The sequence below is a fragment of the Sphingobium estronivorans genome (genome assembly GCF_008692605.1).
Lineage (GTDB): Bacteria > Pseudomonadota > Alphaproteobacteria > Sphingomonadales > Sphingomonadaceae > Sphingobium > Sphingobium estronivorans.
The window spans coordinates 172,564-185,487 of the sequence record NZ_LFCT01000008.1 but is presented as its reverse complement, the minus strand read 5'-3'; the positions used below and the strand labels follow the sequence as shown (position 1 = coordinate 185,487).

At 65.0% G+C, this 12,924-nt stretch carries 15 protein-coding genes; 8 read left to right on the top strand and 7 right to left on the bottom strand.

From position 1 onward, the window contains the following. The 3 genes from F7P65_RS08275 to F7P65_RS08265 form a co-directional block, all read left to right on the top strand. Positions 1-680 (top strand): RcnB family protein (locus tag F7P65_RS08275; protein ID WP_150291257.1); only part of this gene is annotated, 680 nt, incomplete at its 5' end. Between the two features lie 113 nt (positions 681-793). Then, a complete protein-coding gene (locus tag F7P65_RS08270) occupies positions 794-1,471 on the top strand; it encodes a prolyl hydroxylase family protein (RefSeq protein ID WP_150291256.1) in 678 nt (225 codons plus the stop codon). Positions 1,472-1,639: 168 nt separating this feature from the next. After that, entirely contained in the window at positions 1,640-2,110 is a 471-nt protein-coding gene (locus F7P65_RS08265) for an RcnB family protein (RefSeq protein ID WP_150291255.1), read from the top strand. Positions 2,111-2,430: 320 nt separating this feature from the next. Here the strand turns inward: F7P65_RS08265 and F7P65_RS08260 are convergent, their stop codons facing one another. After that, a complete protein-coding gene (locus F7P65_RS08260; RefSeq protein ID WP_150291254.1) occupies positions 2,431-4,011 on the bottom strand; it encodes a lysine--tRNA ligase in 1,581 nt (526 codons plus the stop codon). Between the two features lie 208 nt (positions 4,012-4,219). On the opposite strand from F7P65_RS08260, the gene F7P65_RS08255 reads away from it, so the two are divergent. Genes F7P65_RS08255 through F7P65_RS08240 form a run of 4 tightly spaced genes read left to right on the top strand, consistent with a single transcriptional unit; the run spans position 4,220 to position 8,447 of the window. Continuing rightward, on the top strand, positions 4,220-4,576 hold the full coding sequence (locus tag F7P65_RS08255) for a PilZ domain-containing protein (protein WP_150291253.1): 357 nt from the start codon (positions 4,220-4,222) through the stop codon (positions 4,574-4,576). A gap of 52 nt (positions 4,577-4,628) precedes the next feature. Then, positions 4,629-7,379 carry an ATP-dependent DNA helicase gene (locus F7P65_RS08250; RefSeq protein ID WP_150291252.1) on the top strand — a complete coding sequence of 917 codons (2,751 nt, stop codon included), beginning with the start codon at positions 4,629-4,631 and terminating at the stop codon, positions 7,377-7,379. Next, a complete protein-coding gene (locus F7P65_RS08245) occupies positions 7,376-7,918 on the top strand; it encodes a SixA phosphatase family protein (RefSeq protein ID WP_150291251.1) in 543 nt (180 codons plus the stop codon). The genes F7P65_RS08250 and F7P65_RS08245 overlap by 4 nt, the downstream gene beginning before the upstream one ends. Positions 7,919-7,925: 7 nt before the next feature. Next, positions 7,926-8,447, top strand: coding sequence for a GNAT family N-acetyltransferase (locus F7P65_RS08240; RefSeq protein ID WP_150291250.1), 522 nt, complete (start codon positions 7,926-7,928; stop codon positions 8,445-8,447). A gap of 26 nt (positions 8,448-8,473) precedes the next feature. On the opposite strand, the gene F7P65_RS08235 is transcribed toward F7P65_RS08240, so the two are convergent. From F7P65_RS08235 to rpmF, 5 genes are all read right to left on the bottom strand, one after another. Beyond that, on the bottom strand, positions 8,474-8,833 hold the full coding sequence (locus F7P65_RS08235) for a MerR family transcriptional regulator (protein WP_150291249.1): 360 nt from the start codon (positions 8,831-8,833) through the stop codon (positions 8,474-8,476). A 78-nt stretch (positions 8,834-8,911) separates the two neighbouring features. Beyond that, the gene (gene ihfA / locus F7P65_RS08230; protein ID WP_150291248.1) at positions 8,912-9,208 is read right to left on the bottom strand and encodes an integration host factor subunit alpha; all 297 of its coding nucleotides are present in this window, start codon (positions 9,206-9,208) and stop codon (positions 8,912-8,914) included. 151 nt (positions 9,209-9,359) lie between these two features. Next, the gene (locus F7P65_RS08225) at positions 9,360-10,328 is read right to left on the bottom strand and encodes a beta-ketoacyl-ACP synthase III (protein WP_150291247.1); all 969 of its coding nucleotides are present in this window, start codon (positions 10,326-10,328) and stop codon (positions 9,360-9,362) included. Further along, on the bottom strand, positions 10,325-11,350 hold the full coding sequence (gene plsX / locus F7P65_RS08220) for a phosphate acyltransferase PlsX (RefSeq protein ID WP_240334239.1): 1,026 nt from the start codon (positions 11,348-11,350) through the stop codon (positions 10,325-10,327). The genes F7P65_RS08225 and plsX overlap by 4 nt, the downstream gene beginning before the upstream one ends. Before the next feature lie 68 nt (positions 11,351-11,418). Continuing rightward, complete coding sequence (rpmF, locus tag F7P65_RS08215; protein WP_150291245.1) at positions 11,419-11,598, bottom strand: 50S ribosomal protein L32; 180 nt, start codon at positions 11,596-11,598, stop codon at positions 11,419-11,421. Between the two features lie 213 nt (positions 11,599-11,811). Between rpmF and F7P65_RS08210 the strand changes: the two genes are divergently transcribed. Continuing rightward, positions 11,812-12,243 carry an MAPEG family protein gene (locus F7P65_RS08210; RefSeq protein WP_150291244.1) on the top strand — a complete coding sequence of 144 codons (432 nt, stop codon included), beginning with the start codon at positions 11,812-11,814 and terminating at the stop codon, positions 12,241-12,243. A 3-nt stretch (positions 12,244-12,246) separates the two neighbouring features. Here the strand turns inward: F7P65_RS08210 and F7P65_RS08205 are convergent, their stop codons facing one another. Further along, a complete protein-coding gene (locus F7P65_RS08205; protein ID WP_150291243.1) occupies positions 12,247-12,903 on the bottom strand; it encodes an MBL fold metallo-hydrolase in 657 nt (218 codons plus the stop codon). Positions 12,904-12,924 lie beyond the last annotated feature (21 nt).

The window sequence follows — 12,924 nt, the reverse complement described above, 5'->3', positions numbered from 1 at the left end:
GGCGGGCACCGACGTGGCAGCGCAACGACCGGCCCGCGCCCGCAGCGCAACCGCAAGCACAGCCTCCGGCCCAGCCGCAATGGCGCGGCGAGCAGCGCGGTCCCGCTGCGGAAAGCCGCGGCAACAGGGGCGGGCCGCGCGTCGTCACCATGCCGCGCAGCGACGACCGGAACGACCGCAACTGGAACGACCGCAACCGGAACGACAATCGCCCGGCCTGGCGGGTCGACCAGCGTGGCAATGATCGGCGCGATGACCGGACCGACGCCCGGCGGTGGGACAATAACGACCGGCGCGGCGGCTGGAGCGGTAATAACTGGAACAACGGGCGGCGGTTCGACGACCGGTCCCGTTGGGAAGGGCAGCGCCGTTGGGACAGCGGCTGGCGCAATGACCGGCGCTATGACTGGTCCAGCTATCGTTCGCGCTATGGCGACCGCTACCGGATCGGGCGCTATTATGCGCCGCGCGGATGGAGCTATGGCTATTCGCGTTTCAACATCGGGATCTACCTGAACAGCCTGCTCTATTCGAACAGCTACTGGATCGACGATCCCTATTATTACCGCCTGCCGCCCGCTTACGGCTCGCTGCGCTGGGTCCGTTATTATGACGATGCGCTGCTGGTCGACATCCGTGACGGCTATGTGGTCGACGTGATCTACGATTTCTTCTGGTAGGACCGGAAGAGTCAGCCTCCTGAATTGGCCTTCAGGAACCACTGGGCCCGGAGCCATGCGCTCCGGGCCCTTTTCATTTGCGTGCGGACGCCGCGCGGTGGCAGGAGGGCGGCATGAGCGAGATTGTTGACGATGGCGGCGTGGCCTCGGCCGCCCGGGCGCGGATCGGCGAGACGGTGCGGGCGCGGCTGGACCGCAACCCGATGGTGAGCCGGATCGACGCGCCGGACCTCGAAATCTATGGGCGGCAGGATTTCCTCAGCCCGGAGGAATGCGCGGGCTTGCGGGCCCTGATCGACGAAGGCGCGCAACCCTCGACGCTGTTTTCGGGCAGCGCCAATGCCGATTACCGCACCAGCGCGAGTTGCAATCTCAGCCCCTGGGACAAGCTGGTCGGCGCCGTCAGCGACCGCATCTGCGCGCTGATGGGGATCGCGGCAGACCATGGCGAGACTTTGCAGGGCCAGCGCTACCAGTCGGGTCAGGAATATAAGGTCCATTGCGACTATTTCCCGGTGACCGCCAGCTATTGGCCGGCGATGCTGAAAACCGGCGGACAGCGCAGCTGGACGGCGATGATCTACCTCTCCCCGGTCGAAGCGGGCGGGGAAACGCATTTCCCCCAATGCGGCTTCATGGTGCCGCCGGTCGAGGGCATGATCCTGATCTGGAACAATATGGACCGCGACGGCGCGCCCAACCGCTTCAGCCTGCATGCCGCCCGGCCTGTGGAAACGGGCACCAAATATGTCGTCACCAAATGGTTCCGGGAACGGCCGTGGAAACCCTGATCCGCTGATACAAAGTGCGACATAAATGACTGTTTCCTGACTATTTCATTCCCGACCCGTTCAGGCGCGCCCAGCCATATCTGCCTTCGTGGCCGGCGGAACCGGAACGGGCGGGAAACAGTTACTCCCCTCCCACCGGCATCCGCCGCCAGATACGGGAGAAAAGCTATGCGTAAACTGATCATACTGGGCCTGATGGCCGCCAGCGTCATTCCAGGCGCCGCCATGGCCCAGTCGCGCGCCGAAGTGCGCGACAGCGCCCGCGACCTGCGCCACGAACAGCGCAACCTGCAGGCAGCGCAGCGCCACGGCAGCCGCCACGATGTGCGCGAGGCGCGCCGGGACGTGCGCGACGCCCGGCAGGAGTTGCGGGAAGATTGGCGCGATTATCGCAAATCGCACCGCGACGTCTATCGCGGCGGCAACTGGCGGGCGCCGTTCCGCTATAATCGCTGGGATGTCGGCGCGCGCCTCAAGCCGGCCTATTACAGCTCGCGCTATTATATCTCGGACCCCTATCGCTATCGGCTGCCCCGGGCGGGCGCGAACCTGCAATGGGTGAGGCATTATAATGACGTGCTGCTGGTCAATGTCCGGACCGGCCGGGTGATGGAAGTTCATCGCGGCTTCTTCTGGTAAGCCGCCCAGCCTGGAGCGTCGTGCGAAGAGGTGGAACCCGACTTTTCGCGAAAAACGATGCGACCAAAAAATTTAGAGCGCGCGCCCTGCATCTGATTTAACGCAGCGCGCTCTAAAATAACGAAACGGCCCCTGGGTAGCTCAGGGGCCGTTTCCTTTTGCGCTATGGCGCATTTGGTCCCATCTCTTTCCCCAGTGGCCGCGCCGCTCGTTGCCGGGCAAGCGCGGCCGATGGCGCGCGAAACGCGCCATCAGTCCGAAAGGGGGTGGACCATGAAACGAAACGTTTGAGCCGGTGAAATGTTCCCCTTGCCTTACGCTCAGGCAGCGAGGGCTTCCGCGATCAGCCGGCGACTGTTGGCAATGCCGTAGAGCGCGATGAAACTGCCCATGCGCGGTCCCTGATCGGCGCCCAGCAACGTCTGGTAGAGCGCCTTGAACCAGTCGCGGAGTTCGGCAAAGCCATAGGTCTCGTCCTTGCCGATGGCATAGACGATGTTCTGAATATCCTCCGCCGAAGCGCCTTCGGGCAACGCCGCGAGTTCCTCGTCCAGCTTGCGCAGCGCGGCGGCCTCGTTCGCGTGCGGCGCGCGGCGCTGGAGTGTCGGGGCGACGAAATCGCGATGATAGGCCAGCGCATGGCCGATCAGCGCATCCAGTTCCGGATAGGTTTCGGCATTGGCGTCCGCGACATAATTTTGGAGATAGCCCCAAACCTGTTCGCGGCTGGCATCGCCCATCACGCCCACAAGGTTCAGCAGCAGGCCAAAGGTAACCGGCAGATCACCCTGCGGCAGCTTGCCGTCATGGATATGGTGCACCGGATTGCCGAGCTGCTGCTCGACCGCCTGCTTGGGATAATTGCCCCGGAACTGCCAATATTCGTCGACCGCGCGAGGGATGACGCCCATGTGCAGCTGCTTCGCCTTTTTCGGCTCGCGAAAGGCGTAGAAGGCCAGGCTTTCCTGCGGGCCATAGGTCAGCCATTGCTCCAGGCTGAGGCCATTGCCCTTGGACTTGGAGATTTTCTCGCCCTTTTCGTCGAGGAACATTTCGTAATTGAAGCCCTCGGGCGGGCGAGCGCCCAAAGCGCGGCAGATCTTGGACGATTGCGTGACCGAATCGATCAAATCCTTGCCCGCCATCTCATAATCGACGCCCAGCGCGACCCAGCGCATCGCCCAGTCGACCTTCCATTGCAGCTTTGCGCCGCCCGACAGGATCGACTGTTCGATCACCTCGCCCTCATCCTCGAAGCGGACGAGGCCCTTGTCGGCGTCGATTACCTCGACGGGCACCTGCAACACGATACCGCTCTTCGGGCTGATCGGCAGGACGGGCGAATAAGTCGCCTGCCGCTCCTTGCGCAGCGTCGGCAGCATGATGTCCATAATGTCCTGATAATGACGCAGGACATTCTTCAGCGCGTCGTCGAACCCGCCCGACCTGTAGCGGTCGGTGGCCGAAACGAACTCATAATCGAAGCCGAAACGGTCGAGAAATTCCCGCAACATCGCATTATTGTGATGCGCGAAGCTCTCGAACTTCTCGAACGGATCAGGCACCTGCGTCAGCGGCTTGCCCAGATGCTCGGCCAGCATCGCCTGGTTCGGAACATTGTCCGGCACTTTGCGCAGGCCATCCATGTCGTCGCTGAACGCGATCAGGCGGGTCGGAATATCCGACAGCGCATGATAGGCGTTACGGACCATGGTGGTGCGCAGGACCTCGTTGAACGTGCCGATATGCGGCAGGCCCGACGGACCATAACCGGTTTCGAACAGCACATGACCTTTGTCGGGCGCGCCGTTCTGATAGCGCTTCAGGAGCTTGCGGGCTTCCTCATAGGGCCAGGCTTTGGACGCCTGCGCGGCGGTGCGGATGATGTCGGACACGGTCATGCGGCAAGCCCCTAGAGCATTTTCAAGTCAGATGGAAACATCTGACGATTCGAAAAATGCGGCCGACCCAAGAGTCCGGTCTGGCCAAAAGAAAAGGATTTTTGGTGCCAAAGCGGAGACGAATGGTGGGTTTCGCGCCACCCCATTTAACTTTGATTAACCCTGATGAGTCATATTTATCGAGAGCTTAGGGGGCTCAGGAGGGACTATGCAGCCGCGCAGCCGTCACAGAATAGCCGTCGATATTCCGGTCATCGTGACCACGGTGCTCGACAGTCTGGAAGGAACGATCGTCGATTTGAGCGAGGGCGGCGCCCAGATTGCGGGCTGCGGCCTGCCGGCGCGCAGCCAATGCCAGATCGATTATGAAGGGCATGTGGTCTTCGCCATGGTGCAATGGTCGGAAGAAGACCGGATGGGCCTTCGCTTCCCCTATGAACTGAACGATGGTCCGCTGTTCGACCGGCTGGAACTGGCCCGCGCAGCAAGGCTGGCGCCGACGGCCTTCCAACCCCGGAGTCCGGGGACGCGCCCGACGGGTGGATTCGGACGTCGATTCGGCTGAAAAAGCCGGATTTCAGGTTTCCCTTTTGTTCCCGTTCGCCTAAGCCGGGCGGGTGATCGATCCCGCCGCCCTGCCCGCCCTCCACGCCAGCCATGGCGGCATCTGGCTGAGGGAGGGAACCGACACGCAAGCCGTCGCCAAGGGCACGGCGATTGCCCGGACGGCGGAAACGCCAACCCTGTTGCTGAATGCGCCCCTGACCGGGCAGCGGCTGGGCTATCCCGATTTGAACGGCCTCGACCTGTTGGAGCTTTGGGCCTTCATCCATCCCGCCCGCTTTCTGGTGCCCACGCCCAAGGGGCTGGCCGAAGCGCTGAACCTGCCCCGCCCGACCAGCGAAGCGGATATTCCCGAACTGTTGCAGGCGGCGACCTGCGCGCTGCTGGAAACGCTCGATTCCCCGGCCTGGGCCGAGCGGGAGGGCGGCTGGACCGCGGCGCAATCGCTGCACCGCCTACGCTGGCCCTGGGCGCCGCTGGTTGCCAGCCGCATCGCCAGACCCAAGGAAGCCGAGCGCTGGCTCTTTTCCAAGCTGCCGGAATGGGAGGAGACACCGCCCCGCCCCGCTCCGCGCCCGGTGGCGCTGCAATCCGACGCCGTGGTAGCGCGGCTGGAACAACTGACTGGCGCGGGCGCCGAAGCGCGGCCCGGCCAGCGCGCCTATGCAGCGGCAGTGGCGGAGGTGTTCCGGCCCAAGGCGCATCGCGACCAGCCCAATATGCTGCTGGCCGAGGCCGGCACGGGGATCGGCAAGACTTTGGGCTATCTCGCCCCCGCCTCGCTCTGGGCCGGGGAAGCGCAGGGAACGGTGTGGATTTCCACCTATACCAAGGCCTTGCAGCGGCAGCTGGACCGGGAGAGCCTGCGCCTCTTCCCCGATCCCGCCGTGGCGGCACGGCGGGTGGTGGTGCGCAAGGGACGGGAAAATTATCTCTGCCTGCTGAATCTGGAGGACGCGCTGCAAGGCGGTTTCTCAGGCCGCGCAGCCATATTGGCGCAGTTGGTGGCGCGCTGGGCCGCCTTCACCAAGGACGGCGACATGATCGGCGGCGACCTGCCCGGCTGGTTGCCGACCCTGTTCCGGCGCAACGGCTCGACCGCACTGACCGACCGGCGCGGCGAGTGCATCTATGCGGGCTGTCCGCATTACCGCAAATGCTTCATCGAGCGGTCGGCGCGGGCCTCGGCGGATGCGGATATCGTCATCGCCAATCATGCGCTGGTGATGATCAACGCGGCGCGGGGGCGGGAGACGGGACAGGCACCGCAGCGCATCGTGTTCGACGAAGGTCATCATCTGTTCGACGCGGCAGATTCGACTTTCTCCGTCGCCCTGTCCGGGCAGGAGGCGATCGAGCTGCGCCGCTGGGTGATGGGGCCGGAGGGCAATGCGCGCGGGCGACGGCGGGGATTGGCGGCGCGGCTCTCCGATCTCGCCAGCTATGACGAACAGGGCGGCGAGGCCATCCGCGCGGCGGCGGAGGCCGCACGGGCGCTCCCCGCCGATGAGTGGTTGCAGCGGATCGTCGCGGGTGAGCCGTTCGGGCCAGTCGAAGAACTGCTCGCAGCCGTGCGCGGCACGGTCTATGCGCGGGCCGCCGACACGGGCGAGGCCGATGCGGGCTATGGGCTGGAGACCGAACTGGCCGAGCCGGACGGCGCTCTGGTCGAGGCGGCGCAGGAAGCGGCGCGGGCACTGGACGCCCTGCTGCGCCCCCTCACCCATCTCGGCAAGCGGATGGAGGCCGTGATCGAGGACGCGCCCGACTGGCTGGACGGCGCCGCGCGGGCGCGGGTCGAGGGGGCCATTGCTTCGCTCGGCTGGCGGCGCGATCTGGTGACCGCCTGGCTGGCGCTGCTGACGCGGATCGGCGGACCGGCGGATGCGGATTATGTCGACTGGCTGGCAGTCGAGCGGATCGAGGGGCGGGAATATGACATCGGCATCCACCGCCACTGGCTGGACCCAAGCCGGCCGCTGGCGCAGGCAGTGTTGAAACCGGCGCAGGGCGTGCTCATCACCTCCGCGACGCTCAAGGGCGGCGGCGATTGGGACAATGCGACAAGCCGCAGCGGCGCGCGCCATCTCCCGCGCGGCGCGGAGCAGTTCGAGGCGAGCAGCCCCTTCGACTATCCGGGTCGGTCGGAGGTCCTGATCGTGACCGACATCAAGCGCGGCGATATTGCCGCGCTGTCGGGCGCCTATGCCCGGCTGATCGAGGCGGCGGGTGGCGGGACCCTGGGCCTGTTCACGGCGATCCGGCGGCTACGCGCGGTCCATGCGCGGATCGCGGACCGGCTGGCGCGGACGGGATTGCCGCTTTACGCGCAGCATGTCGACCCGATGGATACGGGCACGCTGATCGATATTTTCCGGGACGATCCCCGCGCCTCGCTGCTCGGCACCGATGCGCTGCGCGATGGCGTGGACGTGCCCGGCCATTCGCTGCGGCTGGTGGTGATGGAGGGCGTGCCCTGGTCCAAGCCCACGGTGCTGCATGCCGCGCGCAAGCTGGCGGGCGGCGGCAGCGCCTATGACGACCGGCTGATCCGGGCGCGCATGGCGCAGGCTTTCGGGCGGCTGATCCGGCGGGCGGAGGATCGGGGCAGCTTCGTCATCCTGTCCGCCGCCATGCCCAGCCGGTTGCTCAGCGCCTTTCCGCCCGGCACGCCGATCCGCCGGCTGACGCTGGATGAAGCGATCCTGTCGGTAAACGCCCATTCCGGCGCTGGCCTTGGCGGCGGCATGGCGTTAGGGCAACTGGGACTCGAATCCGGCATCCACGACCTGGAGCAAAAATGAAGCGGTTGATCCTGTTCCGTCACGCCAAGTCCGATTGGGACGATCCGGTTGCGCGGGACTTCGACCGGCCGCTCAACCGCCGTGGGGAAAAGGCGGCGATCGTGATGGGCGAGTTCGCCAAGGCGCGCGCCATGCGCTTCGACATGGTCGTCGCCTCCCCCGCGGTGCGCGTGGTGGAAACGCTGGACAGTTTTTTCATCGGCTATGGCGAGGTGATCGATCCGCATTGGGACCGGCGCATTTACCTCGCCTCCGCGCCGACGCTGTTCGATGTGATCCGCGATCTGCCCGACAGCGCCGCCCATGTGTTGATGTCGGGGCATAATCCGGGGCTGGAGGAGCTGATCCTCGACCTCGTGCCCGACAATGGGGCCAGCACCCTGCGCGAGGATGTGGAAGTGAAGTTTCCGACCGCGTCCATCGCGGTCATGGAGCTGCCCATCGACCATTGGAGCGAGGCGAAGCCCAATATCGCCACTCTGGCCAGCTTTACCCGGCCGCGCGACCTCGACCCCGCGCTGGGCCCGGGATCGCGTTGAGCCGGGCATGACGCCGATCCTCTGGCGGCGGGCGCAGGCGGGCGATGCCGCGGCGCTTTCGCTGCTGGGCGGGGCGACCTTCCTCGCCAGCTTTGCCCATGACCACCCCGGAGATGCCTTGATCGCGCATGTCCGGACCGCGCATGGGGAACCCTATTACGCAGCGGCGCTTGCCGATCCGGACCAGACATTGTTGATCGGGGAAACGCCGCTGGGCGCGCCCGTGGGCTACGCTCTGCTGACGCCGCCTGACCTGCCGATCGAAACGGGTCCGAACGATCTCGAACTCAAGCGTATCTATCTGCTCTCGGGCTGGCAGGGCGGCGGCAACGGCGACGCGCTGATGGCCCTCATCATGGACGAAGCACGACAGCGCGGGGCAAGGCGATTGCTGCTGGCGGTCTATGAAGCCAATGCGCGGGCGCAGCGCTTCTATGCGCGGCACGGCTTCATCGAAGCGGGCGAGACGGTCTTCATGGTCGGCGACGTGCCGTTCCGGGATAGGATTTACGCTGCGCCGGTGGACTGATTATCCCGCCACCCGGCACATCTTCTCTATTCGCCGATCGCCTTCGCCAGCGTCGCCCGGATCGCTTCCAGACGCGGGAGCAAATCAGCGCCGGGGGCGGATTCGCCATTCCGCACCTGCTCCGGTTCTGCCGGCGACGGATCGCCTCCGCCATCGGCCAGCGCCTTTTGCGCGCCCTTGACCGTGAACCCCTCGACATTCAGCAAATGATTGATGCGGCGGACCAACGCCACATCGTCGGGCCGGTAATAGCGCCGATTGCCCGAGCGTTGCAGGGGCCGGAGCTGGGTGAAGCGTGTCTCCCAGTACCGCAGGATATGCTGCGGGAGAGCGAGTTCGCTCGCCAGCTCACTGATCGTCAGAAATGCGCCCTCTGCTTTTTCCATAGGCGCAATGTTGCACCCTTAGCGGCGCCAAGGTCAACCTCCGGAGAAAGGGCAATTTTGGAGGAGCGTTGCCGCCCCTTACATATGGGCGACGCGATCCCGCATGGTCTGGCTGGCGCGGAATGTCAGCACCCGGCGCGGTTCGATCGGCACTTCGACGCCCGTTTTCGGGTTCCGGCCCATGCGCTGCGTCTTGTCGCGCAGAACGAAGGTGCCGAAGCTGGAGATTTTCACATTCTCTCCGCGTTCAAGCGCGGAAGACATATGTTCCAATATGGATTCGATCAACGTCGCCGCTTCGGCCCGCGACAGGCCAATATGACGGTTCACGCTCTCCGCGAGATCCGCGCGCGTCAGAGTCCCTGTAACGCTCATCGCACTTCCCCACCTTGACACCCGTCGAGCCTAAAATGCGGGTGATCACCGGATAATGTGCGCGATTTTGGGTGATTCGGCAAGATAAGGGGTTGCCGAAATGCCTGGAAAAGCGTGAAAAATGGGGGAGATAGCGATGCGGAACGCGCGATCAGACCCGCAGGACGCACGCGCCCCAGGTAAAACCGCCGCCCATTGCCTCCAGCACGAGCAGATCGCCCGGCTGAACGCGGCCGTCCCGCATGGCAAGGTCCAGCGCCAAGGGGACCGACGCGGCGGAGGTATTGGCATGCTGGTCGACGGTCATGACCACCTTTTCCGGCGACAGCTTGAGTTTGCGCGCGGTGGCGTCGAGGATACGGGCATTCGCCTGATGCGGGACCAGCCAGTCAATATCCGCCGCCGTCATGCCCACCGTTTCCATCACCTCGGTCAGCACCGAGGCAAGGTTGGTGACGGCATGGCGGAAGACCTCCTGCCCCTTCATCCGCAGCTTGCCGACCGTCTGCGTGGTCGACGGACCTCCGTCCACATAGAGCAGTTGATTGTGGCGGCCATCGGCATGCAGTTTCGACGCGAGAATGCCGCGCCGGCCATCGGCGCTCTCCTCCGCACCCAGCACGACCGCCCCGGCGCCGTCGCCGAACAGGACGCAGGTGGTCCGGTCTTCCCAGTCGAGGATACGGCTGAAGGTTTCCGAGCCGATGACGATCGCTCTCTGCGCGGCGCCGGACCGGATCATGCTGTCGGCCACGCCAACGGCATAAAGGAAACCGGAACAGACCGCCGCCACGTCGAACGCCACGCAGTCGTCAATGCCCAGCGCGGCCTGCACCAGCGTCGCGGTGGCGGGGAAGGTCTGGTCGGGGGTCGCCGTCGCAAGGACGATCAGGTCAATGTCCTGCGCCGTCAGACCAGCCGCATCCAGCGCAGCCCGCGCCGCGTCGGTGGCAAGGGTCGCCGTGGTCTCCCCCTCGCCCGCGATATAGCGGGTGCGAATGCCGGTGCGCTCGACGATCCATTCGTCGCTCGTGTCGACGGTCTGCGCCAGTTCGGCGTTGCTGACCTGACGGACCGGAAGCGCGGAACCGGTGCCGAGGAGAACGGATCGGCGGATCACTTTGCGGACAGCTCCATCTTGGACGGGGGCGGGGTCAGTCCCTCGATCCCGTGCATATCGGCGGCAATGCGCCGGGTGATGTCTTCTTCCAGCAGGCGCGCGGCGACATGGACGGCATTGGCCACGCCCTTGTCATTGGCGCTGCCGTGGCTCTTCACGACCACCCCGTTGAGGCCCAGGAAAACCGCGCCATTATGGTTGTTGGGGTCGAGATGATGCTTCAGGAGATGCATGGCCGGCTTCGAGATCAGGAAGCCCAGCTTCGAACGGATCGAACTGGTGAAGGCGGTGCGCAGCAGGTCGGTGACGAAACGGGCCGTGCCCTCCGCCGTCTTGAGCGCGACATTGCCGGAAAAACCGTCCGACACGATGACGTCGGCGTCGCCCCGGCCGATCTTGTCGCCTTCGATAAAGCCCTCGAAGGAAAGCGGCAGGCTGGTCGCTGCGCGCAGGATCGCGGCGGCGTCGCGGATTTCCTCCGTGCCCTTCATCTCCTCCGTGCCGATGTTCATCAGCCGGACGCGCGGTGATTCAAGCTCGAACGCGATGCGCGCATAGGCTGCGCCCATCACCGCGAACTGCACGAGGTTGCGCGCATCACATTCGGTGTTGGCGCCCAGGTCGAGCATGACCACGTCATTTTCGCCCAATGTCGGCAGCATGGCCGCCAGGGCCGGCCGGTCGATGCCGGGCATGGTGCGCAGCGCCAGCTTCGCCATCGCCATCAGCGCGCCGGTATTGCCGGACGATACGGCCGCGCCGCAATCGCCCGCCTTCACCGCCGCGATGGCCATGCTCATGGAGCTGGTCTTCTTGCGGATGGCAACGCTGGGCTTGTCGCCCGAATCCACCACGTCGGGCGCGTGGACGATTTCCGACGCGGCACGCAGATTGGGGTGATGATCGAGCGCGGACTTGATCCGCGCCTCGTCTCCGAAAAGGGTGAAGCGCAGTCCTTCATGACGGTGACGGGCGAGCGCCACGCCCGCCATCATCACCCGCACGCCTTCATCCCCGCCCATCGCGTCGATTGCGATTCGCGGTTGGCTGGACAAGTTAACGCACCCTTTTCAGGAGAAATTCTTAGGCGTCAGGCCCCGACGGCGATGACTTCGCGGCCGTTATAATGGCCGCAGGCGTCGCACAGATTATGCGGACGCTTCAGTTCGCCGCAGTTCGAGCATTCCTGGAATGCTTCGACGCGCAGCGCATCGTGGCTGCGACGCATGCCACGGCGGGACGGGGACGTTTTCCTCTTGGGGACAGCCATGTCGGCACCTTATTCCATAATTGATCTGTTAGTGCGACTGGCCGTATCCGATGGATGCCGACGCCAACGGCGCCGCAGACCCATGCGGCCCGGATGATCGCGAAGCCCTGCGCCTATAGCGTTTTTTGGCAGGGGCGCAAGTCCTTCTTGCCCCCTTGCCGCCCGGCCGCTCCTCCTTATTCTGCGGATATCGGATAAAGGGGGAGATAAAGGATGTTGCTGCCGATCACACTGACCCTGGCGGCGGCCTGCGCGCTGCTCAACATGTGGCTGGGGATTCGCTGCGCGCGCATCAGGCTGTCGGCCAGTACGCTGCATGGCGATGGCGGCCATGCGCTGCTGGCCAGACGGATGCGCGCCCATGCCAATTTCACCGAATATGTGCCGATGACGCTGATTCTCTTCGGGCTGGTGGAATTGGCGACCGGGGCGTCGATGGGACTTTGGGGCGCCGCGCTGGTGCTGGTGGTCGCGCGAATCGGACATGGCTTCGGAATGGACGCGGACGAGCCGACCATTGGGCGCGCGGGCGGCGCGCTGATGACCTGGGCCGTGATGATCGGCCTGGCGGTGACGGCCCTCTATGTCGCCTATGGCGCGACGCGTGAGGTTCCCGCGCCGCCGGCCATGGCGATGATTCGATAGGGATCAGCCCAGGACAGCGTCCGCCACGAAGGGATTCGTCCGACGCTCATGGGCAAAATTGCTCATCGGGCCATGACCGGGCACGAACGCCGTGTCGCCGCCCAGGGGCCAGAGCTTGCCGGTGATCGCGTCGATCAGGTCCTGATGATTGCCCTTCGGAAAGTCCGTTCGGCCGATGGACCCCTGAAACAACACGTCGCCGACGATGGCGAGCTTGCTGGGGGCATGGTGGAACACCACATGGCCGGGCGTATGGCCGGGACAGTGATAGACGTCCAGCGTCAGATCGCCGACCGTCACCCGATCGCCGTCATGCAGCCAGCGGTCAGGCTCGAAGCTTTCGCCCAGCACCCCATATTTCTGGCCGTCTTCGCCCAACCGGTCGATCCAGAAGCGGTCCGCTTCATGCGGGCCTTCAATCGGCACGCCCAGATCGCGCGCAAGGATGCCCGCCTGGCCGCAATGGTCGATATGACCATGGGTGACGAGGATTTTCTCGATGGTGACGCCATGCTGCTCCACCGCCTTTTTCAGCAGCGGCAGATCGCCGCCCGGATCGACGAAAGCACCGCGATTGGTCGCCGTGCACCAGAAGAGCGTGCAATTCTGCTGAAGCGGCGTGACGGGAATGAGGGCGGCTTTGAGGGGCGGAGTCGTCATGCCGCCGATGTGGCGAAGCCG

Coding starts and splice junctions, on each gene's coding strand:
- F7P65_RS08270 (WP_150291256.1), top strand. CDS start 794: ATGAGCGAGATTGTTGACGATGGCGGCGTGGCCTCGGCCGCCCGGGCG.
- F7P65_RS08265 (WP_150291255.1), top strand. CDS start 1,640: ATGCGTAAACTGATCATACTGGGCCTGATGGCCGCCAGCGTCATTCCA.
- F7P65_RS08260 (WP_150291254.1), bottom strand. CDS start 4,011: ATGACCGTGTCCGACATCATCCGCACCGCCGCGCAGGCGTCCAAAGCC.
- F7P65_RS08255 (WP_150291253.1), top strand. CDS start 4,220: ATGCAGCCGCGCAGCCGTCACAGAATAGCCGTCGATATTCCGGTCATC.
- F7P65_RS08245 (WP_150291251.1), top strand. CDS start 7,376: ATGAAGCGGTTGATCCTGTTCCGTCACGCCAAGTCCGATTGGGACGAT.
- F7P65_RS08240 (WP_150291250.1), top strand. CDS start 7,926: ATGACGCCGATCCTCTGGCGGCGGGCGCAGGCGGGCGATGCCGCGGCG.
- F7P65_RS08235 (WP_150291249.1), bottom strand. CDS start 8,833: ATGGAAAAAGCAGAGGGCGCATTTCTGACGATCAGTGAGCTGGCGAGC.
- ihfA (WP_150291248.1), bottom strand. CDS start 9,208: ATGAGCGTTACAGGGACTCTGACGCGCGCGGATCTCGCGGAGAGCGTG.
- plsX (WP_240334239.1), bottom strand. CDS start 11,350: ATGGGCGGGGATGAAGGCGTGCGGGTGATGATGGCGGGCGTGGCGCTC.
- rpmF (WP_150291245.1), bottom strand. CDS start 11,598: ATGGCTGTCCCCAAGAGGAAAACGTCCCCGTCCCGCCGTGGCATGCGT.
- F7P65_RS08210 (WP_150291244.1), top strand. CDS start 11,812: ATGTTGCTGCCGATCACACTGACCCTGGCGGCGGCCTGCGCGCTGCTC.
- F7P65_RS08205 (WP_150291243.1), bottom strand. CDS start 12,903: ATGACGACTCCGCCCCTCAAAGCCGCCCTCATTCCCGTCACGCCGCTT.